Annotated in this window: 19 protein-coding genes; 10 read left to right on the top strand and 9 right to left on the bottom strand. The window is 68.5% G+C overall.

Going from position 1 to position 24,692, the window contains the following annotated elements; translation table 11 throughout:
* Positions 1-26: 26 nt before the first annotated feature.
* On the bottom strand, positions 27-1,385 hold the full coding sequence (aptA, locus tag BSE24067_RS16225; RefSeq protein ID WP_151064568.1) for an omega-aminotransferase AptA: 1,359 nt from the start codon (positions 1,383-1,385) through the stop codon (positions 27-29).
* 105 nt (positions 1,386-1,490) lie between these two features.
* Here aptA and BSE24067_RS16220 point away from each other — a divergent pair, with 105 nt between their 5' ends.
* Positions 1,491-2,453, top strand: a complete 963-nt coding sequence (locus BSE24067_RS16220) for a LysR family transcriptional regulator (protein ID WP_244130440.1) — start codon at positions 1,491-1,493, stop codon at positions 2,451-2,453.
* A 143-nt stretch (positions 2,454-2,596) separates the two neighbouring features.
* Entirely contained in the window at positions 2,597-3,088 is a 492-nt protein-coding gene (locus tag BSE24067_RS16215; RefSeq protein ID WP_151064566.1) for a 2,4'-dihydroxyacetophenone dioxygenase family protein, read from the top strand.
* Positions 3,089-3,225: 137 nt separating this feature from the next.
* Here BSE24067_RS16215 and BSE24067_RS16210 read toward each other — a convergent pair whose 3' ends face one another.
* Both BSE24067_RS16210 and BSE24067_RS16205 read right to left on the bottom strand, forming a co-directional pair.
* Positions 3,226-4,374, bottom strand: a complete 1,149-nt coding sequence (locus BSE24067_RS16210) for an epoxide hydrolase family protein (RefSeq protein WP_151064565.1) — start codon at positions 4,372-4,374, stop codon at positions 3,226-3,228.
* Positions 4,375-4,469: 95 nt separating this feature from the next.
* Positions 4,470-5,432 carry a GlxA family transcriptional regulator gene (locus BSE24067_RS16205; RefSeq protein ID WP_151064564.1) on the bottom strand — a complete coding sequence of 321 codons (963 nt, stop codon included), beginning with the start codon at positions 5,430-5,432 and terminating at the stop codon, positions 4,470-4,472.
* Positions 5,433-5,574: 142 nt separating this feature from the next.
* On the opposite strand from BSE24067_RS16205, the gene BSE24067_RS16200 reads away from it, so the two are divergent.
* Positions 5,575-6,375 carry an SDR family NAD(P)-dependent oxidoreductase gene (locus BSE24067_RS16200; protein WP_151064563.1) on the top strand — a complete coding sequence of 267 codons (801 nt, stop codon included), beginning with the start codon at positions 5,575-5,577 and terminating at the stop codon, positions 6,373-6,375.
* Between the two features lie 129 nt (positions 6,376-6,504).
* Here the strand turns inward: BSE24067_RS16200 and BSE24067_RS16195 are convergent, their stop codons facing one another.
* From BSE24067_RS16195 to BSE24067_RS16185, 3 genes are all read right to left on the bottom strand, one after another.
* Positions 6,505-7,854, bottom strand: a complete 1,350-nt coding sequence (locus BSE24067_RS16195) for an MFS transporter (protein WP_151064562.1) — start codon at positions 7,852-7,854, stop codon at positions 6,505-6,507.
* Between the two features lie 85 nt (positions 7,855-7,939).
* A complete protein-coding gene (locus BSE24067_RS16190) occupies positions 7,940-9,316 on the bottom strand; it encodes an MFS transporter (protein WP_151064561.1) in 1,377 nt (458 codons plus the stop codon).
* A 181-nt stretch (positions 9,317-9,497) separates the two neighbouring features.
* Positions 9,498-10,457 carry an MBL fold metallo-hydrolase gene (locus BSE24067_RS16185; RefSeq protein ID WP_151064560.1) on the bottom strand — a complete coding sequence of 320 codons (960 nt, stop codon included), beginning with the start codon at positions 10,455-10,457 and terminating at the stop codon, positions 9,498-9,500.
* A 177-nt stretch (positions 10,458-10,634) separates the two neighbouring features.
* On the opposite strand from BSE24067_RS16185, the gene BSE24067_RS16180 reads away from it, so the two are divergent.
* Positions 10,635-12,293 carry an IclR family transcriptional regulator domain-containing protein gene (locus BSE24067_RS16180; RefSeq protein WP_151064559.1) on the top strand — a complete coding sequence of 553 codons (1,659 nt, stop codon included), beginning with the start codon at positions 10,635-10,637 and terminating at the stop codon, positions 12,291-12,293.
* A gap of 543 nt (positions 12,294-12,836) precedes the next feature.
* Here BSE24067_RS16180 and BSE24067_RS16175 read toward each other — a convergent pair.
* Positions 12,837-13,028 carry a hypothetical protein gene (locus BSE24067_RS16175; RefSeq protein WP_151064557.1) on the bottom strand — a complete coding sequence of 64 codons (192 nt, stop codon included), beginning with the start codon at positions 13,026-13,028 and terminating at the stop codon, positions 12,837-12,839.
* A 135-nt stretch (positions 13,029-13,163) separates the two neighbouring features.
* On the bottom strand, positions 13,164-13,646 hold the full coding sequence (locus BSE24067_RS16170) for an Lrp/AsnC family transcriptional regulator (protein ID WP_006755380.1): 483 nt from the start codon (positions 13,644-13,646) through the stop codon (positions 13,164-13,166).
* A gap of 281 nt (positions 13,647-13,927) precedes the next feature.
* Between BSE24067_RS16170 and BSE24067_RS16165 the strand changes: the two genes are divergently transcribed.
* The 3 genes from BSE24067_RS16165 (at position 13,928) to BSE24067_RS16155 (ending at position 17,344) form a co-directional block, all read left to right on the top strand.
* On the top strand, positions 13,928-14,575 hold the full coding sequence (locus BSE24067_RS16165; RefSeq protein WP_151064556.1) for a LysE family translocator: 648 nt from the start codon (positions 13,928-13,930) through the stop codon (positions 14,573-14,575).
* 216 nt (positions 14,576-14,791) lie between these two features.
* Positions 14,792-15,223: a YqaA family protein gene (locus tag BSE24067_RS16160; protein WP_151064555.1), complete on the top strand. Its 432-nt coding sequence runs from the start codon at positions 14,792-14,794 to the stop codon at positions 15,221-15,223.
* A 144-nt stretch (positions 15,224-15,367) separates the two neighbouring features.
* Positions 15,368-17,344 carry a methyl-accepting chemotaxis protein gene (locus BSE24067_RS16155; RefSeq protein WP_151064554.1) on the top strand — a complete coding sequence of 659 codons (1,977 nt, stop codon included), beginning with the start codon at positions 15,368-15,370 and terminating at the stop codon, positions 17,342-17,344.
* Positions 17,345-17,383: 39 nt separating this feature from the next.
* Here BSE24067_RS16155 and BSE24067_RS16150 read toward each other — a convergent pair whose 3' ends face one another.
* Positions 17,384-19,036, bottom strand: a complete 1,653-nt coding sequence (locus tag BSE24067_RS16150) for an acyl-CoA synthetase (RefSeq protein ID WP_151064553.1) — start codon at positions 19,034-19,036, stop codon at positions 17,384-17,386.
* 168 nt (positions 19,037-19,204) lie between these two features.
* Between BSE24067_RS16150 and BSE24067_RS16145 the strand changes: the two genes are divergently transcribed.
* From BSE24067_RS16145 to BSE24067_RS16135, 3 genes are all read left to right on the top strand, one after another.
* Positions 19,205-19,972 (top strand): Crp/Fnr family transcriptional regulator, encoded by a 768-nt coding sequence (locus BSE24067_RS16145; protein WP_170297462.1) that lies wholly within the window; start codon positions 19,205-19,207, stop codon positions 19,970-19,972.
* Between the two features lie 228 nt (positions 19,973-20,200).
* Positions 20,201-23,368, top strand: coding sequence for an efflux RND transporter permease subunit (locus BSE24067_RS16140; protein WP_151064552.1), 3,168 nt, complete (start codon positions 20,201-20,203; stop codon positions 23,366-23,368).
* 36 nt (positions 23,369-23,404) lie between these two features.
* Positions 23,405-24,637 carry an efflux RND transporter periplasmic adaptor subunit gene (locus BSE24067_RS16135; RefSeq protein ID WP_151064551.1) on the top strand — a complete coding sequence of 411 codons (1,233 nt, stop codon included), beginning with the start codon at positions 23,405-23,407 and terminating at the stop codon, positions 24,635-24,637.
* The last annotated feature ends 55 nt before the right edge of the window (positions 24,638-24,692 follow it).

Raw genomic sequence — 24,692 nt, 5'->3', positions numbered from 1 at the left:
GGTTATCGCTGCGGGCGAGCCGCGGCTCAGTCCACTTCGTTCAGCGCATCGGACAGCGCGTTCACGAGATTGTCGATCTCGCGCTTCTCGGCGACGAACGGCGGCGCGAGCTGGATCGTGTCGCCGCCGTAGCGCACGTAGAAGCCCTTCGCCCAGCAGCGCATCGCGATCTCGTACGGGCGCCGTGCCGGCTCGCCCGGCAGCGCGGCGATGGTCAGGCCGGCCGCGAGCCCGAAGTTGCGGATGTCCGTGACGTGGCGCTGGCCCTTCAGCCCGTGCACGGCCGCCTCGAAATGCGGCGCGAGATCGCGCACGCGGGCCACCGCGTCTTCCTTCACGAGCAGGTCGAGCGCCGCGATGCCGGCCGCGCATGCGACCGGGTGCGCCGAATACGTGTAGCCGTGCGGGAACTCGAGCATGTACTCGGGCCCGCCCGCGGCCATGAACGTGTCGTAGATTTCCTTCGTCGCGATCACGCCGCCGAGCGGCTGCGCGCCGTTCGTGACCTGTTTCGCGAAGTTCATGATGTCCGGCGTCACGCCGAATGCGTCGGCGCCCGTCATCGCACCGGCACGACCGAAGCCCGTGATGACTTCGTCGAAGATCAGCAGGATGTCGTGCGCGGTGCAGATGTCGCGCAGGCGCTTCAGATAGCCCTTCGGCGGGATGACCACGCCTGCCGAGCCGGAGAACGGCTCGACGATCACGGCCGCGATGTTCGACGCGTCGTGCAGCGTGATGAGATCGAGCAGACGGTCGGCCAGGTCGGCGCCGTTGTCCGGCATCCCGCGCGAGAACTTGTTTTCGGCGAGCTGCGTGTGCGGCAGGAAATCGGCATCGACGCCCTGGCCGAACAGCTTGCGGTTTGCACCGATCCCGCCGACCGAGATGCCGCCGAAGTTCACGCCGTGATAGCCCTTCTCGCGGCCGATCAGCCGCGTCTTCGTGCCCTTGCCCTTCGCGCGCCAGTAAGCGCGGGCCATCTTCAGCGACGTGTCGGCCGCTTCCGACCCCGAGCCGGTGAAGAACACGTAGTCGAGGCCGGCCGGCGTCAGCTCCTTGATCTTGTTGGCGAGCTCGAACGACTTCGGATGGCCGAACTGGAATGCCGGCGCGTAGTCGAGCTGCGCGACCTGGCGGCTCACGGCTTCCGTGATTTCCGCGCGGCCGTGGCCGAGGCCCGTGCACCACAGGCCCGACAGGCCGTCGAAGATCTTGCGGCCTTCGGCGTCCGTGAAATACGCATCTTTCGCCGACACGATCATGCGCGGGTCGGACTTGAACTGGCGGTTCGCGGTGAACGGCATCCAGTGCGCGTCGAGCCACGCGGCGTCGGTGCGGAGGTTCGTCTCTTCCTGCTGCTTGGCGATGGTCGTATCGGTCATGTCGGTCGGCGCGGCGCGCCCCTCCTTCTTGTGTTGATGTTGCGCATTGTCGGGACGCCAATTAGTCTTTTGAATATCGCAATATCAATGTTCACTTGCGCAACTATGCAAGCAAAGAAACCGAAGAGCCGCGCGCTGCTCGGCCAGCTCAGCGACATGGATCTGCGGCTGCTGCGGGTCTTCAAGGGCGTCGTCCAGTGCGGCGGGATGGCGGCGGCCGAACTGGAGCTGAATATCGGCATCTCGACGATCAGCCGCCACGTGAAGGACCTGGAAACGCGCCTCGGCCTCGTGCTGTGCCGCCGCGGCCGCGCAGGCTTCACGCTGACCGCCGAAGGGCAGACCGTGTACGAGGAAACGCTGCGGCTGCTCGCGTCGATGGAGGCATTTCGCAGCAGGATCGACGGCATTCACGACAAGATGGGTGGAGAACTGCACGTCGCGGTGTTCGACAAGACGGCCACCAACCCTCGCGCGCGGCTCGGCGACGCGATCCGCCAGTTCGCGGACGAGGCGCCCGACGTCGCGCTGAACCTGCACGTCGCGTCGATCAACGAGGTCGAGCGCGGGATCATCGACGGGAGCTATCAGGTCGGGATCATTCCCGCGCACCGCAATTCGGGCAGCCTCGTGTATTCGGAACTGTTCGACGAACGGATGCTGCTGTACTGCGGCCGCCAGCATCCACTGTTCGACGCGCCGCACGGCAAGCTCACGTGGACGACGATCCGCAACCACGCGTTCGCCGGGCTCGGCTTCCATTCGCCGAACATGGAGCTGAGCCACCGCGCGAAGCTCACGCGCAGCGCGACCGCGTCCGACCAGGAATCGATCGCGACGCTGATCCTGTCCGGCCGCTACCTCGGCTTCCTGCCCGACCATTACGCGGAAAGCTTCGAAAGCAAAGGGTTGATGCAGCCGGTCGCGCCGCAACGGTTCAACTACCGGTGCCGGTTCGTGAGCCTGCTGCGGCGCTCGCCGCGGCCGTCGCGGGCGGCGCTGCTGTTCCAGTCGTGCCTCGAGGCCGCACATACGGCGGCGCGGCCGGGCAGCGACGGCAATACGTAGCGGCCCGCGTCACGCGCCGCCGGCACCGCCGCCCGGCTGCGGCTGCCGCCGCATCCGCATCAGGAAATAGACGGCGACCAGCGCGGCCGCGCGAATCCGCTCTGCGATAATGCGCTCTTCCCGTTCCCGCTTCGCCTTTCGCCATGACGCAGCCGTTCTCCCCGCTCTCCACCGACCTGCCGCCGATTTCGTGCGTGCCCGGCGACGCGCTGCCGTGGCTGCCGATGAGCGCGGACCTGCCGGGGCTCGCGATCAAGTATCTGCATATCAATGCAGCGGAAGACACGCTGACCGCGCTGCTGAAGATGCCGGCCGGCGGCACGCTGCCGCGCCATCGCCACGACGGCGACGTGTTCGTTCATACGCTGCAAGGCGCGTGGCGCTACCGCGAGTACGAGTGGATCGCGCAGGCCGGCTCGACGGTGCTGGAGCCGGCAGGCTCCGTGCATACGCCGGAAACGCTCGGCGCGCCGGGGGAAGACGTGATCACGCTGAACGTGATGCGCGGCGACCTCGTGCTGCTCGACGACGATGGCCGCGAGACCGCACGGGAGAATTGCCGCGTCGCGCTGCTGCGCCAGCGCAAGCATGCGCGCACCGCGCCGCATGACGCGACGGCGTTCGTCACACGGTAAGACAAGCGGCATCGACAGGCGACGAACGGCGTGGCGGTGGTGGTCGCGATCGCGCGGATGGCCGCCGGTTCACACGTTTCATACGTTTCACACGCTTCGCGCGCTTCTGCTTCCGCTGCCGCCGCGTTCATCAGCCGCTAGCGAAACCGCCGGAAAAACCGCCGGATATCGTCGGCCAGCAGCTCCGGCTCTTCCATCGCCGCGAAATGGCCGCCGCGCGGCATGTCGGTCCACTGCACGACGTCGAACACACGCTCGAGCCAGCTGCGCGGCGGCCGGCTGATTTCCTTCGGGAAACGTGCGAACGCGACAGGCACCGTCACGCGTTGCCCGGCAGCAAAGCGCAGCGGCTGCAGCCGGTTTTCCCAATACATCTGCATCGACGAGCCAATGCAGCCGGTGAACCAGTAGAGCGAGATGCCGGTCAGCAGCGTGTCGTGCGAAAACCGCCGCGCGACGTCGCCGTCACAATCGCTCCATGAGCGGAATTTCTCGGCGATCCATGCGGCCAGCCCGGCCGGTGAATCGTTGAGCGCGACGGCCAGCGTCTGGGGCTTCGTCATGTGCACGTGCGCATAGCCGCCTTCCAGTGCCGCCCATTCATTGCGCTGCGCGACGAACGCCCGCTCGTCGTCGGTCGGCGGCGAAGCCGCGTCCGCCGGCGGCTCGTAGCTGCCGGGCAGATAGTTCAGGTGGATGCCGTCCACCGCGCCCGCATGTCTTGTGCCGAGCGCGATCGACACGCCTGCGCCGAGATCGCCGCCTTGCGCGCCGAAGCGCCGATAGCCGAGGCCGGACATCAAAGCGGCCCAGCAGTCGGCGACCTGAAACGCCGACACGCCGGGCGCCGCGGGAGCCGGCGAGAACAGGAAGCCGGGCAGCGAGGGCGCGACGACGTCGAACGCGTCGTCCGGATCGCCGCCGAACGCCGCCGGATCGCACAGGCGATCGAGCAGCGCGTCGAATTCGAACACGGAACCGGGCCAGCCGTGCGTGATCACGAGCGGATAAGGCGCTCGCCCCGTGCCGCGCCGATGGATGAAATGCACGCGTTGCCCGCCTATGTCCGCGACGAATTGCGGAAGCCGGTTCAGCGCACGCTCCGTTTCGCGCCAGTCGAAGCGATCGGCCCAGTACGCGGTCAGCTCGCGCAACCACGCGCCGTGCATGCCCTGCTGCCACGGCTCCGCGGGCGTCAGCTGCGGTGAGCGTACGTTGCGCAGGCGGCGGCGCAGGTCGTCCAGCGCGTGATCGGGTATCGCAATGTCAAACCGGGCAGCTTGCATCGTGGCTCCTCATGAAGCGGGTCGACGAATTCTGCGCGATTTTCGCAGCCCGCGCTGACGGCCCGCTACCGACGCCACCGCCGCGACCGCAAGCGTCAGCCGGTGTCCCGTTGCTCCGCGCGCGCTTCGCGCCGCACCGCCTGCGGCGGCACGCCGAAACCGCGCACGAACGCGTCGCGCAGGTGGCGGCGGTCGCGAAAGCCGTTTTCCTTCGCGATCACGTCGAGCGGATGCCGGCTCTGCTCGATCATCAGCCGCGCGGCTTCGAGCCGCAGCCGCTCGATCGCCTTCGCCGGCGACTGCCCGGTTTCGAGCGTGAAGACGCGGCTGAACTGGCGCGGACTCAGGTGCACCGCGGCGGCGAGTTCCTCGACGGTCAGCGCGCGGCTCAGGTTGCGCCGCGCATAATTCAGCGCGTTCTGGATCCGGTCCGATTTCGGCGCGAGATCGAGCATCTCCGAATGCTGCGACTGCCCGCCCGCGCGGCGCTGGTGCATCACGAGCTTGCGCGCGACCGTGCGTGCGGCATCCGCGCCGAGATCCTTTTCCACCATCGCCAATGCCAGGTCGAGGCCGGCCGTCATCCCGGCCGACGTCCAGATCGGACCGTCGACGATGTAGATCCGGTCGTCCTCGACGCGAATGTCCGGAAAGTGCTGCTGCATGTCGCGGCCGTACGCCCAGTGCGTCGTCGCGCGGCGCTGCGCGAGCAGCCCCGCCTCGGCGAGCACGAACGCGCCCGTGCAGATGCCGGCGATCCGCCGCGCACTCGCATTCGCGCGGCGAAGGAACGCGACGACGCCGGCCGGCGCCGGCGACGCGAGCGGATCGTTGACGCCCGCGACGATCCACGTGTCGACGTCGACGCGCCGCCCGCGCAGCGCGCGCGTGGCGACCGGCAGCCCGAGCGACGAGCGCACGTCGCCGCCGTCGACGGAATAATTGTCCATTACGTAGAACGGCTCGCCCGTGCTCAGGTTCGCGTACTCGAACACCGACTGCGCGGCGAGCGCCATGATCTGGAAGCCGTCGCTGATCAGAAAGCCGATTCGGTGCATGCTGGTCTCCGGTGCCGGGCGCGAGAACGGTGACGATCGGCCCGATGTCCGAAATCATACCTATCTACGTCATTTGTGTCGCGGCGATTCGAGGCCAGAATGCACTCACGCACTCACCCTTTCCACGACACGGAGCGACATCATGACTGAAGCACATCGCGGCACCGCCGTCATTACCGGCGCATCGTCCGGCATCGGCGCGATCTACGCCGACCGGCTCGCGCGCCGCGGCTACGACCTGATCCTGGTCGCGCGCAACCGGGACCGGCTGGCCACCCTCGCCGAGCGCATCACGAACGACACGCAGCGCAGCGTCGAGATCGTCGGCGCGGACCTGAACGATCGCGCGTCGCTCGCTGCCGTCGAAGCGAAGCTGAAGCAGGACGCGAGCATCACGCTGCTCGTGAACAACGCGGGCGTCGGCACGCATGCGCCGCTGCTCGACAGCGACGTCGACGCGATGACACGGATGATCGACCTGAACGTGACCGCGCTCACGCGCCTCACGTATGCGGCCGTTCCCGGCTTCGTCGCGCGCGGCCGCGGCGCGGTGATCAACATCTCGTCGATCGTCGCGATCTCGCCGGAGACGCTCAATGGCGTGTACGGCGGCAGCAAGGCGTTCGTGCTCGCGTTCAGCCAGTCGCTGCATCACGAGCTCGCCGACAAGGGCGTGCAGGTGCAGGCCGTGTTGCCCGGCGCGACGGCGACCGAGTTCTGGCAGACCGGCGGCCTGCCGGTCGAACATCTGCCGAAGGAAATCGTGATGTCGGCATCGGCGCTCGTCGATGCGGCGCTGGTCGGCTTCGAGCGCGGCGAGCTCGTGACGATTCCGTCGCTGCATGCGGCTGAAGAATGGGATGCGTACGAGGCCGCGCGGCGCGCGATGGCGCCGCACTTGTCGACGGATTCGCCGGCGCCGCGCTACACGGCCGCGCGCTAGTCGGGCGGTATCGGCCGCGTGCGTGGGCCACGCCGGCCCGCTGCGCGGTAGCCGCTCACCGCGTTCACCGCGCGCGGGCCGGACGGCATCGTCCGGCCCGCTGCGTCGACGCAGGCAGGCGCAGGCCGATCAACGTGGCGCATGCGCCGGCTCGCGCGGAGTCGCGCGCACCCCGACCAGCATCGCGACCGCGCACGCGGCCAGCAACGCGGCGATCATCAGCATCGCCGAATCCATGTTGCCGGTGCGCGTGCGGATCACGCCGACGATCCACGGCGTGATCATCCCGCTCGACACGCCGATGCTGCTGATCAGCGCGATCCCGCCCGCCGCGCCGGCCCCCGCGAAATACGCGGACGGCACGGCCCAGAACACCGGATGCGCGGCGAAGATCAGCATCGCCGCGATCGACAGCAGCGCCATCATCGCGACGATGCTCGGCAGGTGCAGCGTCAGCAGCGCGAGCGCCACCGCGCCGCCGAATGCGCACGCGGCGAAATGCCGGCGGCGTTCGCGCTTGCGGTCCGAGCGCCGCGCGATCGCGATCAGGCCGGCCGCGCCGATCGCGTTCGGCACGATCGACAACAGGCTGATGTGGACCACGTCGTGAATGCCGAACTCGCGAATCATCAGCGGCATCCAGAACAGCAGCATCAGCAGCGCGGTCGTCAGCGAGAAATAGATGAACGCGAACAGATACGTGCGCGGCTCGGCCAGCACCTGCCGCAGCGACGAAGCCGTGTGCGCGGGCGCATCCGCGCGATCGGCGGCCAGGTCGGCCGCCAGCCGCTGCCGGTCGTCGCCGGACAGCCAGCGCGCGTGTTCGGGGCGGTCGCACAGCCAGAACCACGCGATCACGCCGAGCAGGATCGCGGGCGCGCCCTCGATCGCGAACATCCATTGCCAGCCGTGCAGGCCGAGCACGCCGGCCATCCCGCGCATCAGCCAGCCCGACAGCAACCCGCCGACCATCCCGGCCACCGCGACGCCCGCATAGAAGATCGACAGCACCGACGCGCGCCGGCGCGCCGGATACCAGTACGTCAGATAGAACACCACACCGGGGAAGAAGCCGGCTTCGAACAGCCCGAGCAGGAAGCGCAGCACGTAAAATTGCTTCGCGCTGTCGACGGTGATCATCGCGACCGACACCAAGCCCCACAGGACCATGATCCGCGCGAACGTGCGGCGCGCGCCGAAGCGGCGCAGCAGCGCGTTGCTCGGCACCTCGAACAGCACGTAGCCGACGAAGAACAGCACCGCGCCGAGGCTGTACATCGCATCGGTCAGGCCGAGATCCTGACGCATCTGCAACTGCGCGAAGCCGATGTTGCTGCGGTCGAGGATCGACACGATGTAACAGACGAACAGGAACGGCACGATCCGCATGCCGATGCGGCGATACAGCGCGTCGTTGCCGGACGCAACGGAATCGGACGATGCCGCGTGAGCGGCATCCGCTTGCAGCGGGATTGACATCGATCGTCTCCTCGATGGATGCGAATACGAAGCGGACAGGAAATGCGCCGCCGACTGCCGACTGGCGGCGGCGACCGGCCATGGTTCACGCGCGCCGCGCGGTTTCGCCCTTCACGCCGAGCATCAGCGCGGCGCCGCTCAGCGCGAGCAGCGCGGCCAGCAGGTACACGGCGAGATCCATGCTGCCGGTGCGCGTGCGGATCAACCCGATCACCCACGGGCTGACGATCCCGCTCGTGATCCCGATGCTGCTGATCAGCGCGATCCCGGCCGCGGCCGCATTGCCCGACAGATAGCGGGTCGGCACGGCCCAGAAGATCGGCAGCGCGGCGAAGATCAGCGTCGCCGCGATCGACAGGCACGCGAGCATCGCCGCGAAGCTGTGCAGGTGCAGCGTCAGCGCCGCGAGCGCGAGCCCGCCGCCGATCGTGCAGCACGCGAAGTGCTTGCGGCGCTCGCCGGTGCGATCCGAGCGGCGCGCGATCAGGATCAGCCCGATCGCGCCGACCGCGTTCGGCACGACCGTGTAAAGGCTCACGGCCACGACGTCGGTCACGCCGAAGTCGCGAATCATCAGCGGCATCCAGAAATTGAGCGTCAGCGACGCGCAAGTCAGCGAGAAGTAGATGAACGCGAACAGATAGACGCGCGGATTCGCGAGCGCGGCGGCCAGGCTGCGCCTGTCGTGCGTGCCGCCATGCGCGCGGCCGTCGGCGCACAGTGCGGCGACACGGGCCTTTTCATCGGGCGAGAGCCACGCGGCATCCCGCGGCCGGTCGACCAGATAGGCGAACGCGAAAAACGCGAGCACGATCGCCGGCGCGCCTTCGATCGCGAACATCCATTGCCAGCCGTGCAGCCCGAGCACGCCGCCCATGTCGCGCATGATCCAGCCCGACATCAGGCCGCCGAGCACGCCCGCGACCGCGACGCCCGCGAAGAACACCGAGATCGCCGCCGCGCGCCGGTTCGCCGGGAACCAGTAGGTCAGGTACAGCACGATGCCCGGAAAGAAGCCAGCCTCGAACACGCCGAGCAGGAAACGCAGCACGTAGAAATGCGACGGCTGCGACACGAACATCATCCCGGTCGACGCGAGGCCCCACAGCAGCATGATCCGCGTGAACGTGCGGCGTGCGCCGAAGCGCGCGAGCAGCAGGTTGCTCGGCACCTCGCAGAACACGTAGCCGACGTAGAACACAGCGGCGCCGAGCCCGTACATCGCATCGCTGAAGCCGAGATCGTGCTTCATCTGCAGCTGCGCGAAGCCGATGTTGATGCGATCGAGGAACGACACGACGTAACAGAGGAACAGGAACGGCACGATGCGCCACGCGATCTTGCGGAACAGCCGCGCGTCGCCGGTATCGTCGGCGGATATGGAGGCGGATTCGTAGCGGGAAGCCGGCGCCGCGCCACTCGCGTGCGCGACCGCCGCTTCGGCGGGAAGCGATTGGGGCATGTCTCTCTCCAAACGGGCCGCGCGATTCGAGCGCGCGGCAGTCTCCGAGGGCGTGCGTGCGCCCTGCTTTTTCGTGAGATCGGAACTCGGCCCGCTGAGCGGCGGTGCCATGCCGCCGCCGCTCAGCGGCCTTCAGGAAAACGGCGCAGCGTCCGCCCGGACGCCCGCCGCCGCGACCCGCTCAGTCCTGCAGCGCGTCCCACATTTCCTTGTCGCGCTGCGCGGTCCAGATGCGCGGGTGCGTGATGCCGCTCGCCTCGTCGTACGCGCGCGACACGTCGAACGGCAGGCAGTGCTCGTAGATGAACACGTGGCCGAACTTCGGATCCATCGCTTCGCGCGTGAGCGCCATCGACGCCTTCAGGTCGAGCTTGCGCTCGACGGCCTTGCGGCCCTGTTCGAGCAGCGTCGTCACGAAGTCCTTCGTGTAGTCGAGGCCGTTGTTCACGTCAGCCGGATTCAGCAGCGCGGGGCCGCGGCCGGGCACGAGCTTGTCGGCGCCGAGCGCGCGCAGCGCCTCGAGCGTGGCCGGCCACTGTTCGAGCTGCGCATCGCCGCAATAGCACGCCGCGTCGTATTCGACGAGGTCGCCGGAGAACAGCACCTTCTGCGACGGCAGCCACACGATCGTGTCGCCCTTCGTGTGGCCGGAGCCGACGTGCATGATCTTCACTTCGAGCTTGCCGAGGAACAGCGTGATCTCGCGCTCGAACACGAGCGTCGGCCAGGTCAGGCCCGGCACCGTCTCGACGCCCGCGAACAGGCGCGGGAAGCGCTCGATCTCCGACTTCATGTCGGCCTCGCCGCGCTCGACGATCATTTCGTAGGTGCCGCGGCTCGCGATCACGTGCTGCGCGCCTTCCGCGAAATACGCTGACGCGCCCAGCACGCGCACCGCGTGGTAATGCGACAGCACGACATGCTTGATCGGCTTGTCGGTCACGCTGCGGATCTTTGCGATCAGGTCCTGCGCCATCGCGGGCGTCGCGGTCGTGTCGACGATCAGCACGCTGTCGTCGCCGACGATCACGCCCGAGTTCGGGTCGCCTTCGGCGGTGTATGCGTACGCATTCTCGGACAGCTGCGTCCAGGTAATTTTCTTCTCTTCCAGATCGGCTTGGGAGGCGAATGCTTTGGCCATTGTGCGTTCCGTGGCTGCGAGCCATGTGTTGAGGGGAATGAGCCGATCTTCCGCTCGCACCGATTATTTGTCAATGACAAAGTCGCTTGCTATTGTTTAATACGGGTAAACCTGCGGAGCCGTGCGCGAAATGGCGTCGGATACCATGCGGGGTTTCGTCAACGGAAGAATCATCGCGTGCAGAACCACGAAGTCAGCGCAGACGACGCGCCCGCGAAGGCGCAGCGCGGTATCCAGAGCGTCGAGGTCGGCGGCCGTCTGCTCGACGCGCTCGCGCGCCGGCGCAAGCCGCTCGGGCTGTCGGAGCTGGCGGCCGCGGCCGGCCTGTCGACCGCGCAGGCGCACACCTATCTGGTCAGCCTCACGCGGCTCGCGCTCGTGAAACGCGACGCGCTCACCGGCAATTACGAGCCGGGGCCGCTGTCGCTGCGGCTCGGACTGATGTCGATCGAACGACAGCCCGCGTATCGCGCGGCGCTGCCGCACGCGGCACGGCTCGCGGAGGCGGTCGGGCTGAGCGTCGCGCTGTCGGTGCCCGGCGTGCTCGGGCCGACGATCGTGCGGATCGAGCACGGTGGCTATCCGCTGCACGTGAACCTGCACGTCGGCTCGGTGATGTCGCTCGACACGACGGCCACCGGCCGCGTGTTCCGCGCGTTCGGCGAGCCCGCTCAGATCGACGCGATGGCGGCAAGCCAGGCCGGCGCCGGCGACACGCTCGCGGGCGCCGAAGACGATCGACGGACGTCCGAAGCCGGTGCGTGGCAGGCCGAACTCGACGCGATCCGCGCGCGCGGCATCGAGCGCGGCATCGATCGGCCGAGCCCGGGCGTCAGCGCGATGAGCGTGCCGGTGCTGGATGCCGACGGACGCCTGCAACTCGCGCTGACCGTCATCGGTTCGACCGGCTCGATCGACGTCGGCTGGGACGGCCCGATCGCGACGGCACTGCGCGATGCGGCGCGGCAGGCAACCGCATCGCTCGACGCCGGACGCGACGTGCCGCCGCTCGCGCCGGTGCCGGGCTCGCCGTCGGCTGCGCAGCGGATGCCGCCCGCGCTCGCCGACGACACGAAGACGCAGCGCGGCATCAACGCACTCGACAGCACCGGCGATCTGCTGCTCGCGCTCGTGTCCGCGGGCCGCGCGCTGCCGCTGCGCGATCTCGCGGCGGCGGCGGGGATGCCGGCCGCGAAGGCGTTTCCGCATCTGGTGAGCTTGCAGAAGATCGGGCTGCTGAGCCGCGACGACACCGGCTGTTTCGGCGGCGGCCCGCTCGGCCAGGCGCTCGGGCTGATCGCGATGCAGCGCGTGTCGCCGACGCGCGACGCGGAAGCCGAAATCGCCGCGCTGGCCGGCGCAACCGACATGAGCGTGGCGGCCGCGACGCTGGGGCCGCTCGGGCCGACCGTGATCCGCCTCGAAGAATCCGCGCGGCCTCAGCACGTGAGCCTGCAGGTCGGCACGGTGATGTCGCTCGTGAATACGGCGATCGGGCGGATCTTCGCGGCCGGCATGTCCGACGACGTGCTCGCCGGCCTGCTGGCCGACGAGCCGGTGCGCCTCGCCGGCGGCGCGCCCCGGATCGACGATGCGTTCCGCGCGCGGCTCGCGGCGATCCGCGCGGCGGGACTCGATTTCGCGTTCGACGCGCCGGTGCCGGGTATCGGGACGGTCGCCGCGCCCGTGTTCGATCACACCGGCAGCATCCGGCTCGTGATCGCGATCATCGGCTCGTCGCGCGGCTTCCCGCGCGGGCCGGACAGCGATCTCGCGCATACGCTGCTCGCCGCCACGCGCCGCCTGTCGTGGCGGTTCGGATGGATCGGCGGGTAAGCGCGGTCGCGCTGCCGCGCCCGCTCCGCGGCTTCACTTCCTTTTCCTTTTCCCTTTACCGCTCGCCAATGCAACGGGCCCGCTTCCGCCCGGGCCCCCGCCACGCCCGTACATTCCAGGAGGTCGTCACGACGCCCGTTGCGCGACAGCAACAGAAAGTGTCAGGAATTCTCATATAACGAAAACGCATTTCACAAAGCGGTGACGTTTCTCTATGATTAGGGTTATCCCTAACTCACCACTTATATGGGGCTTCGTCATGCAAACGTCTAATGTCTCCGATCGTTCCACCCAATCCGCTGGCTGGCTCGCACGCATTGGCGAGTTGCTCGCGGAAGCATGGGCTCTGCACCTGGAGAACTGCGAAGTCATCGCTGAAGCGCACGCACGCCTGCCGCGCTAAATGCTCCGGCTGGCCGCCCACCGGCGGCACGATATCGGCTGATCCGCTGTCGGGACGCGCGCCGAAAGGCCGCCGCGTCCGGCATCGGAGCGGCTTGCGGTATCAGTAAAAAGGGCCGAATGGCTCGGAAGTGAAGGCGCTCACGCGATCTCGGCGCTGTGATGCAGTTGCGGTGTCGTGCCCGCTCTGTTGGCACGATGCAAAGCGCTGACCTGCCGAATCACGTAGCTGTCCGGCTGCCCGCGCGGGCATTGCGCCACCGCGCCGGGCCGCCTCGCCGATGGTTCGTCGGGTTCGTCGCTCATCGCGCCAAGCAGCGACGGAAGAATCATCCGTTTCTCCCTGCGGGCCCGTTCCGCCCGTATCCGGCTCAGGCCGTGCACGACGGCCGCTAAAGTGCGCTTACGCCCTTCTTGCCCGCAGCCGCGAGCCCATAACCCGATGCGCCGCCGCTCGCCGCCCCGCCGTCAAACCTGGATCGACGGCACGTCCTTCATGCAACGCAGCGCGAACATCGACCGGCTGTGGCGAATGCTCGAAATCCTGTACAGCTTCTCACGCAGAAAGCGCTCGTACCCGGCCGTCCCGTCCACCGCGACCTTGATCCAGTAGTCGTACTCGCCCGACACCAGATACGCCTCGAGCACCTCCGGCAGCGCCGCCAGTTCCGCGCCGAAACGCGCGAGCGCGTCGTCCTCGTGGCGATCGAGCGTGACTTCGAGGATCACGATGTCCGCGTAGCCGAGCATGCGCTGGTTGACGAGCGCGACATACCCGTCGATGTAGCCGTCCAGCTCGAGCTGCCGCGTGCGGTTCCAGCAGGCGGTGGTCGACATGCCGATCTGCTCGGCGAGCTCGGCGTTCGACAGACGCGCATTCTTTTGCAGTGCACCGAGGATCTTGCGGTCCTGGTTGTCGAGAGTTTTCGGCGTGCGTTCGCGGGTTGCCATGACGTGAAGAATCTTCTACTGAAAATCCGCATTCTAGCTGAACAGGATTCCGGTTTCAGCGTCGTTTTGGTGGAAAACAGGAAGCCTTTTAACCGGCCCGCTTGATACATTTTCCCCATGCCTGTCGTCCGGCACGCTCCCCGCGACAACCCCCTCGCACGGGACGCCCGGCCGCAATCACGAGTTGCGGCGCCGGACACGCAGGCATGCAACGTCCCGCCTTCCGCGCGCCTATCCGGTTGCACGGGCGGCGCCTGATCCACCGTTTCCGCACCTCCGTCATGTCGTTCAGGCTTTATCTGTCGTTCCTCGCCGCATCCGCCGTTCTCATCTACGCCCCCGGCCCCGTCAACCTCCTCACGATGAACCACGCGTTGCGCGCCGGCTGGCGACGCGCGCTGCCGTGCGTGTGGGGCGGCACGCTGGCCGTGCTGCTGCAACTGGCGCTCACCGCGCTGTGCCTGAATTCGCTGGTTCACCTCGACGAGCGCGCGCTCACCGTGCTGCGCTGGGCCGGCGCCGCTTACCTCGTCTGGCTGGGCTGCAAGCAATGGCTCAGCCGCGCGCCGGCCGGGGCAGCCACCGCATCGGCCGAAACCGGCGGCCCGGCTGCCGACGACACCGACACCGGACGCGCGCTGTTCTGGCGCGGCGTCGCGACGTCCGGCCTGAACCCGAAGACGCTGCTGTTCTTCCCGTCGTTCTTTCCGCAGTTCATCATCGCGGACGCCGACTGGAGCCTGAACGCGCAGTTCCTGCTGCTCGCGGCGACCTTCGCGGTGCTGTTCGCCGGCGGCGTCGCGTCGATGGCGCTGTTCTCGCACCGGCTGAGCCGCGTATTGCAGCGCCCGGCGCGGATGCGCGCGATGAATCGCGTGACGGGCGGGCTGCTGGTCGGGATGGGCGCGATCATGGCCGGCTGGAACTGAACGGTCGCACGCGGTTGTCGGGCCTGGTTGTCGGGCCTGGTTGTCGGGCCTGGTTGTCGGGCCTGGTTGTCGGGCCTGGTTGTCGGGCCTGGTTGTCGGGCTGAGTGTCGGCCTGGGTTATCGGCACGGGCGTCAGGCTCGGCCGTCGACCACGGCAACCGCACGCCACCGCACGCCGCGTCATGCCCGACTCCGTGCGGCCGGTACAATCGCGCGATGTCCGAACTGCTCACCTACGGCGGCCTGTTCGCCGTGTCGATGGTCGCCGCCACGCTGTTTCCGCTCCAGTCCGAAGCCGTCCTCGCCGGCTTGCTGCTCGCCGGCCGCGAACCCGCGTGGGCGCTGGTGCTCGTTGCGAGTGTCGGCAACGTCGCAGGTTCGGCGATCAACTGGATGCTCGGCCGCGGCATCGAGCGCTTTCGCGACCGCCGCTGGTTTCCGGTGAAGCCGGCCGCGCTCGCGCGCGCCGAAGGCTGGTACCGGCGCTATGGCCGCTGGTCGCTGCTGCTGAGCTGGGCGCCGGTGATCGGCGATCCGCTGACGGTCATTGCCGGCGTGCTGCGCGAACCGCTGCCGACCTTCGTCGCTATCGTGACGATCGCGAAGGTCGGCCGCTATCTCGCCGTCGCGTGGCTCGCGACGTCCTGACACCCGGCCGCCCCGGCGCCGAATCCGCCACCTCGCGCCGCCTCGCGTCATCCGTCTAAAGATTTCGCCGAAGCTGCCGTATTCCTTACAGTAGTGCGGTGACGCGTGCGTTCCGCCTCTGTCCCACCCCACTCAGGATGCCGCATGAGATTGACTCAATTGGGCCGGGCGAGCGTCGGCGCGCGCCTTGCAGCACTCGCGTGCGCGCTCGTCGCACTGCTGTTCACCGTGTTCGCATGGGCGCTCGCCCATTTCGCCAGCCAGCAACTCGCCGATGAGGCGCACGCGCGCATCGCCGACAAGGAGCAGTCGATCCGCGCGATGGTCGAGCTGTTCGACAAGGCGCTGTCTGCCGAAGCCACCCGCGCGATGTCGCTGTTCGCGAGTTTCCTGCCGGCCGATTTCGCGCTCGACGCGACGCGCACCGTCGACATTGGCGGCGTCGCCGCGCCGGTGCTGTCCGCGGGCGGCCAGCCGCTCGACCTCGATTACTCGATTCCCGACCAGTTCCTGACGAAGAGCGGCGCGATCGCGACGATCTTCGCGCGCGACGGCGACGATTTCGTGCGCATCACGACGTCGCTGAAAAAGCAGGACGGCGCGCGCGCCGTCGGCACCAAGCTCGACCGCGCCGGCCCCGCATACGCGCCGCTCGTCGCCGGGCGCAGCTACACGGGCCTCGCGAAGCTGTTCGGCCGGCCGTACATCACGCAGTACAAGCCGGTGACCGACGCGACCGGCCGCGTGATCGGCGCGCTGTTCGTCGGCCTCGACATCAGCGGCGAGCTCAAGCTCGTCGAAGACGGCATCCGGTCGCTGAAAATCGGCGACAACGGCTACTACTTCGTGCTCGACGCATCGCAGGGGCCGTCGCGCGGCACGTTCGTCGTGCATCCCGACGCGGCGGGCCAGCGCGCCGACGACGCGCGCGCGCCGTTTGCGCAGATGCTCGCGGCCGGCCAGGGCCGGCTCGCGTATACGTCGACCGACCCGGCAGCGCGCGATGCCGGGCCGACCGCGAAATTCGTGTCGTTCACGACGATTCCGCAGTGGCAATGGCTCGTCGGCGGCATCGCGCTCGACGACGAACTGCTCGCCACGATGCGCGCCACCCGCAACCGCTTCCTGATGATCGGCGCGGTGCTCGTCGCCGCATTCGCCGCGCTGTTCGTCATCGTCGTGCGACGCGTCGTGAGCCGGCCGCTCGATGCGGCGGCACGCGCGTCGGAACGCTATGCGGCGGGCGATCTCAGCATCCGGATCCGCGACGGCGCGGGCGGCACCGCGCGCAACGACGAGATCGGGCGGCTCGTGCAGGCGGTCGACGGGATCGGCGACGGCCTCGCGCGGATCGTCGCGCAGGTGCGCAGCGGCGCGTCCGACATCGCGCGCGGCACGGTCGGCATCGCGGCCGGCAGCGGCGACATCGCCGCGCGGATCGCGACGCAGGCGAGCAGCGTCGAGCAGACGGCCGCGAGCATGGAGCAGATCACGGCCGCCGTGCAGCAGAATGCCGACCACGCCGCGCAGGCGAACGCGCTGGTCGCGGACGCATCGGCCGCCGCGACCGACGGCGACACCGCCGTGCAACGCGTGGTCGCGACGATGGACGACATCGGCCGTGCGACGCGCCGGATCGCCGAAATCACGAGCACGATCGAAGGCATCGCGTTCCAGACCAACATCCTCGCGCTGAACGCGGCCGTCGAGGCCGCACGCGCGGGCGAACACGGCCGGGGCTTCGCGGTGGTCGCGGCCGAAGTGCGCGCGCTCGCGCAGCGCAGCGCGGCCGCGGTCAAGGAAATCGACGCGCTGAGCGCCGAATCGTCGACGACCGTCGAACAGGGCTACCAGATCGCGGACGCCGCGCGCGGCACGATGCGCGACATCGTCCAGCGCATCGAGCAGGTCAGCACGCTGATCGGCGAGATCAGCGCCGCGTCGCGCGAGCAGTCGACCGGCATCGAGCAGGTGAACCAGGCGATCACGCAGATCGGCGAGGCGACGCAGCAGAACGCGACGCTGATCTCGGATGCCGAGCGCGCGGCCGTCGCGTTGCGCGACCAGGCCGCGCAACTGGCGGAAGCGGTCAGCGTGTTCCGGCTCGAACGCGCCGCGTGACGCGGGGGCGAACGGCCGGGCATCCGCCCGCCCCGCCCGTTACTTCTTGTCGCCCGCCAGGTCGATCGCCTTGTCCGAGCCGACCGCGTTGCGCAACTGGAATTTCTGGATCTTGCCAGTCGACGTCTTCGGCAGTTCGCCGAAGCGCACGGCCTTCGGCACCTTGAACCCCGCGAGCAGCTGCCTGCAGTGCGCGACGATCTCCTCCTCGGTCGCGCTCGCGCCGTCGCGCAGTTCGACGAACGCGCACGGCACCTCGCCCCACTTCGGGTCCGGCATCGCGACGACCGCCGCGACCGCGACGGCCGGATGCCGGTACAGCGCATCCTCGACCTCGATGCTCGAGATGTTCTCGCCGCCGGAAATGATGATGTCCTTGCGGCGGTCCTTGATGCGGATATAGCCGTCGGGCGTCAGCACGCCGAGATCGCCCGTATGGAACCAGCCGCCGTGGAACGCTTCGTCGGTCGCCTTCGGGTTCTTCAGGTAGCCCTTCATGCAGATGTTGCCGCGGAACATGATCTCGCCGAGCGTCTCGCCGTCGGCCGGCACCGGCGCCATCGTGTCCGGGTCGAGCACCGTCGCGCCCGCTTCCAGGTGATAGCGCACGCCCTGCCGCGCATTGAGCCGCGCACGCTCGTCATCCGGCAGGTCGTCCCAGTGCGCCTGCTTCGCGCACACGGTCGCCGGGCCGTAGACCTCGGTCAGCCCGTACACGTGCAGCAGGTCGAAGCCGATTTCCTTCATCTTCGCGATCACGGCCGGCGCGGGCGCCGCGCCCGCGACCATCGCGTGCACCGTGTGATCGATGCCTTCGCGCAGCTCGGCCGGCGCGTTCGCGATCGCGCTCTGCACGATCGGCGCGCCGCAGTAATGCGTGACGCGTTCGCGGCGGATCAGGTCGAACACCGTCTTCGCGTCGAACTTGCGCAGGCACACGTTCACGCCCGCGCGCGCGGCGACGGCCCACGGGAAGCACCAGCCGTTGCAGTGGAACATCGGCAGCGTCCACAGATACACCGCGTGCTTCGGCATGTCCCATTCGAGGATGTTGCTGATCGCCGCGAGATACGCGCCGCGATGGTGATAGACGACGCCCTTCGGGTCGCCCGTCGTGCCCGACGTGTAGTTCAGCGCGATCGCATCCCATTCGTCGGCGGGCAGCGTCCATGCGTAGTCGGGGTCGCCGCCGCCGACGAAGGCTTCGTAGTCGGTCGCGCCCGCGAAGCGGGCCGGGTCGGCCGGCATCGCGTCGGCGACGCTGACGATCTTCAGCCCCGGCAGTTCGAGCGCCGCGCGCTGCGCGAGATCCGCGTATTCGGTATCGACGATCAGCACCTTCGCCTCGCCGTGACGCAGCATGAACAGCACCGACGAGATGTCGAGCCGCGTGTTGATCGTGTTGAGCACCGCGCCGGCCATCGGCACGCCGAAGTGCGCCTCGACCATCGCCGGAATGTTCGGCAGCAGCGCCGCGACCGTGTCGCCGCGCGCGACGCCGGCCTGCGCGAGCGCGCTCGCGAGCTGCTTCGCCCGCGTGTACGTTTCGCCCCACGTGCGGCGCACGTCGCCGTGCACGATCGCGAGCCGCTCGCCGTAGACTTCGGCCGCGCGGACCAGAAAATCGATCGGCGTGACCGGCACGTAGTTGGCATCGCGGCGGCCGAGCCCGGCCTCGAACATCTGCGTCATGATCCTGTCTCCCGGTTTCTGCCGGCCGGCGTGCATGCACCCCGGCTCGTTTTGATGTGGTTCAATTGCCGACAGCCTAACGGGCGCTATTGTGAGCCGTCTGTCATCGAAACGACAGAGTACGCCGCGAGCGCTGCGCGTTATCCCTATCCTCGCAAACCCGCATCCATGCACGACCACTCCGTTGCGCCGCCCGACCCGGCCGCCACCGTTTCCAGCCCGCCGGCCGGCATGCCGCTCGACGCGGGCCCGTTGCCGCCGCTGTCCGCGCTGTTCGGCCAGTGCGCATGGTTCCGCGCGCTCGCGCCGGAACATCAGGCGCTCGTGCTCGCGCAATCGCGCGCCGAGCAGCGCGACGCCGGCGACGTGATCGCGCAGCGGCTCGCACCGTCCGAATACTGGATCGGCGTGCATCGCGGGCTGCTGAAGCTCGCGATCTTCAACGCATCGGGTCGCGGCTGCACGTTTTCCGGCGTGCCGTCGGGCGGCTGGTTCGGCGAAGGCAGCGTGATCAAGCGCGAGCTGCGCAAATACGAAGTGGTCGCGGTCCAGCGCTCGACCGTGCTGTTCGTGCCGGTCGACACGTTCCATGCGCTGCTCGACACGAGCCTGCCGTTCACGCGCTTCGTGATCCATCAGCTGAACAACCGGATGGGCGAATTCATCGCGTCGATCCAGAACAGCCGGCTGCTCGACGTCGACGCGCGCGTCGCGCAGGCGCTCGCGCAGCTGTTCAATCCCGACCTGTACCCGGACACCGGCCCGTCGCTCGCGATCTCGCAGGAGGAGCTTGGGATGCTCGTCGGCGTGTCGCGGCAGCGGATCAACCAGGCGCTGCAGCAGCTCGAGAAACTCGGCGTGCTGCGGCTCGCATACAACCAGATCGACGTGGTCGACCTGGCCGCGCTCGCGCGCGTCGGGATGGAGCAGATCTGAGCGACGCGCGATGAGCGGAATCGTCAATGCGGCGGCATGCGCAACCGGTGCGGCGGCAGCCCGCCCGACGGTGCGCGCGCATGCATTTGATCCGATGAATCGGCCGCCCATCGACGCATGCCAATCTGACAATCCCGCCAGTTTCGCGCCAGTAACCCGTTCCGCCCCGGCGCCTATCATTCGGGTTCCCTTCACCGCCGCCTGATCACCGCCTGTCCCGCCGCCTCCATGTGGATCGTCAACCTCGCGCTCAGGCGCCCCTACACGTTCATCGTGATGGCCATCATGATCGTGCTGGCCACCCCGCTCGCGCTGATGCGCACGCCCGTCGACGTGCTGCCCGCGATCAACATCCCCGTCATCAGCGTGATCTGGAATTACACCGGCTTCTCCGCATCCGAGATGACCAACCGGATCACGGCCGTCCATGAGCGCGTGCTGACGACCACCGTCAGCAACATCCAGCACATCGAGTCGACGTCGCTGCCGGGCATCGCGGTCGTGAAGGTGTTCCTGCAGCCGGGCGCGAACGTGCAGACGGCGATCGCGCAGACGGTGTCGTCCGCGCAGGCGATCGTGCGGCAGATGCCGCAGGGCGCGACGCCGCCGCTCGTGATCACGTACTCGGCGTCGAGCATCCCGGTGATCCAGCTCGGATTGTCGAGCAAGACGCTCAGCGAACAGTCGCTCGCCGACATCGCGCTCAACTTCCTGCGACCGCAGCTGATCACGATTCCCGGCGCGCAGATCCCGTTCCCGTACGGCGGCCGCACGCGCGTCGTCGCGATCGATCTCGATCCGCAGGCGCTGCTCGCGAAAGGGTTGACGCCCGCCGACATCGTCAACGCTGTGAACGCGCAGAACCTCGTGCTGCCGACCGGCACCGCGAAGATGGGCCGCACCGAATACCGGATCGACACGAACGCATCGGCCGACACGGTCGCCGACATCAGCAACCTGCCGGTCCAGACCGTCGGCGGCGCGACGACCTACCTGCGCGAAATCGCGTCGGTGCGCGACGGCTTCGCGCCACAGACCAACGTGGTGCGCCAGAACGGGCAGCGCGGCGTGCTGATGTCGATCCTGAAGACGGGCGACGCGTCGACGCTGAAGGTCGTGTCGGACCTGAAGGCGCTGCTGCCGAAGGTGATCCCGACGCTGCCGGAAGGACTCACGATCACGCCGCTGTTCGACCAGTCGGTGTTCGTCAACGCGGCCGTGCAGGGCGTGATCCACGAGGCGCTGATCGCCGCGGTGCTGACCGCGATGATGATCCTGCTGTTCCTCGGCAACTGGCGCAGCACGCTGATCATCGCGATCTCGATTCCGCTGTCGATCTTCACGTCGCTGATCGCGCTGTCCGCGCTCGGCGAGACCATCAACATCATGACGCTCGGCGGGCTCGCGCTCGCGGTCGGGATCCTGGTCGACGATGCGACGGTCACGATCGAGAACATCGAGCGGCATCTGCATCTCGGAACCGACCTGCACGACGCGATTCTCGAAGGCGCGGGCGAGATCGCGGTGCCTGCGTTCGTGTCGACGCTGTGCATCTGCATCGTGTTCGTGCCGATGTTCTTCCTGACGGGCGTCGCGCGCTACCTGTTCGTGCCGCTCGCGGAAGCCGTGGTGTTCGCGATGCTCGCGTCGTACGTGCTGTCGCGCACGCTCGTGCCGACGCTCGCGATGCTGCTGTTCCGCCCGCAGCAGGCAGGCAGCGCCCCGCATCGCCCGATGTCGCGTTTCGCGCGCGTCCATCATGCGTTCAACGCTGCGTTCGAGCGGCTGCGCGCGTGGTACATCGTGCTGCTGAGCATGCTGCTGGTGCGCCGCCGCTTCTACGCGACGTGCTTCCTCGGCTTCTGCGCGCTTTCGACCGCGCTCGTGTTCGTGCTCGGCCGCGACTTCTTCCCGAACGCCGATTCCGGCAACATCCGGCTGCACATGCGCGCGCCGACCGGCTACCGGATCGAGGAAACCGCGCGTCTCGCCGACCAGGTCGAGCGCGTGATCCGCGAGACGGTGCCGCCCGACGAACTCGGCGCGATCGTCGACAACCTCGGGCTGCCGGTGAGCGGCATCAACCTGTCGTACAGCAACAGCGGCACGATCGGCACGCTCGACGGCGAGCTGATGATCGCGCTGAAGCCCGGCCACCGCTCGACGCAGCACTACGTGCAGACGCTGCGCACGCTGCTGCCGCGGCGCTTCCCGGGCGTCGAGTTCTTCTTCCAGCCGTCGGACATCATCACGCAGATCCTCAACTTCGGTCAGCCGGCCGCGATCGACCTGCAGGTGCTCGGCAACGATCTCGCGAGTAACATGATTATCGCGAGCAGCCTGATGAAAAAGATCAGGCAAATTCCCGGCGCCGTCGACGTGCACGTGCTGCAGCGCAACGACGAACCGACTCTGGTGGCCGACATGGACCGTACGCGCATGCAGCAGCTCAGCCTCTCCGCGCAGAACGTCGCGCAGAACATGCTGATCTCGCTGTCCGGCAGTTCGCAAACGACGCCGTCGTTCTGGATCAACCCGCGCACCGGCGTCCAATACCCGCTGCAGATCCAGACCCCGCAATACGACATCGCGTCGATCGACGACCTGCTCGGCACGCCGGTGTCCGCGAGCGGCCGCACGGGCACGCCGCTGCAACTGCTCGGCAACCTCGTGCAGATCCGTCCGCTTGCGAACCCGGCCGTGATCACGCACTACAACATTCGCCCGGCGATCGACCTGTACGTGAGCGTCGAAGGCCGCGATCTCGGCTCGGTCGCGAGCGAGATCGAGCGGATCGTGTCCGACGCGCGCGCGACGCTGCCGCGCGGCACCGACCTGTCGGTGCGCGGCCAGGTCGAGACGATGCGCACGTCGTACCTTGGCCTCGGCGCCGGCGTCGCGATGGCGATCGTGCTCGTCTACCTGCTGATCGTCGTGAACTTCCAGTCGTGGCTCGATCCGCTGATCATCGTCAGCGCGATGCCGGCCGCACTCGCCGGCATCGCGTGGATGCTGTTCATCACCGGCACGCACCTGAGCGTGCCCGCGCTGACCGGCGCGATCATGACGGTCGGCGTCGCGACCGCGAACAGCATCCTGGTCGTGTCGTTCGCGCGCCAGCGCCTCGCGGCCGGCGCGCCGCCGCTGACCGCCGCGCTGGAGGCCGGCGCGACGCGGATCCGCCCGGTATTGATGACGGCGCTCGCGATGATCATCGGGATGGTGCCGATGGCGCTCGGTCTCGGCGAAGGCGCCGAGCAGAACGCACCGCTCGGCCGCGCGGTGATCGGCGGGCTGCTGTTCGCCACCGTTTCGACGCTGCTGTTCGTGCCGCTCGTGTTCGGCGGCGTGCATGCGCGGCTGGCCCGCCGGCGCGCGCGCCAGGCCGGACACTGACTTTCGCCCCACTACCCGGTTGAATTGGTTGAATTCATGGAAGAGAAACATCACAGCGCCGTCGGCATCCAGGTGGACGAACACGGCATGCACCTGCCGACGCGCACGTCGGTGTCGCGGCGCGCTCGGGTCGTGTTGATCGTGATCGGCGTGCTGCTCGCCGCGGGCGCGGCGCGCACGATCGTCGTCAACGTGCTGAACCGCAGCCATCTCGACGCGGTCGCCGAGCAGAACACGCGCCAGTACGTGAGCGTCGTGCATCCGGTCGACGCGGCCACCGGCGGCAAGCTGACGCTGCCCGGCACGCTGCGCGGCTTCGTCGAGGCGCCGATCTATGCGCGCGCGAGCGGCTACGTGCTGCGCTGGCAAGCCGACATCGGCGCGCACGTGAAGCAGGGGCAGGTGCTCGCCGAGCTCGACACGCCGGAGCTGAACCAGGAACTCGCGCAGGCCACCGCGCAGCGCCAGCAGGCGCAGGCCGCGCTCGCGCTCGCGAAGACGTCGTTCGATCGCGCGCAGCAGCTGCGCCAGCGCGATGCGGTGTCGCAGCAGGAGCTCGACGACCGGCAAGGCGCGTTCAACCAGGGCACGGCGACACTCGCCGCGGCCGATGCGAACATGCGCCGGCTCACCGAGCTGAAGGGCTTCCAGCGCATCGTCGCGCCGATCGACGGAATCGTCACGCAGCGCAACGTCGACGTCGGCGATCTCGTCAGCTCCGGCAACGCGGGCCGCTCGCTGTTCACGGTCGTGCAGGCCGACCGGCTGCGCCTGTACGTGCAGGTGCCGCAGGCCTACGCGCAGCAGATCAAGGTCGGCCAGCACGTGAGCGTCGCGCAGGCCGAGCTGCCGGGCCAGACCTTCGACGGCACGATCACGCGCACGTCGCAGGCGATCGACGTCGCGACGCGCTCGCTGCAGATCGAGATCACGCTGCCGAACCCGGACGGCCGGCTGCTGCCCGGCGCATACGTGCAGGCGACGCTGCCGATGACGCCGGTCGGCCGCCTGCAGATTCCGGCCAATACGCTGCTGTTCCGTGGCGAAGGGCCGACGGTCGCGACCGTCGACGCGAACGGCCGCGTGCACCTGAAAGCCGTGACGGTCGCGCGCACGATCGGGCAGACGCTCGAAGTCGACGGCCCGCTGACGCCGAACGACCGCCTCGTCGAGAACCCGGGCGACGCGCTCGCGAACGGCGACACGGTCGTCGTGCAGGCGGCGCCGGCGGCGAAGCCGGCGTCCACGGTCGCGGGAGCGAAGTCGTGAGCGCGATGCGCGCCCGGCTGCGTGCCGCCGCGCTCGGCGCCGTCGCGATCGCCGC

Source organism: Burkholderia latens (assembly GCF_902499045.1).
Taxonomy (GTDB): domain Bacteria; phylum Pseudomonadota; class Gammaproteobacteria; order Burkholderiales; family Burkholderiaceae; genus Burkholderia; species Burkholderia latens.
The sequence above is the reverse complement of the archived record's forward strand: the minus strand, read 5'-3'. Positions and strand labels throughout refer to the sequence as shown.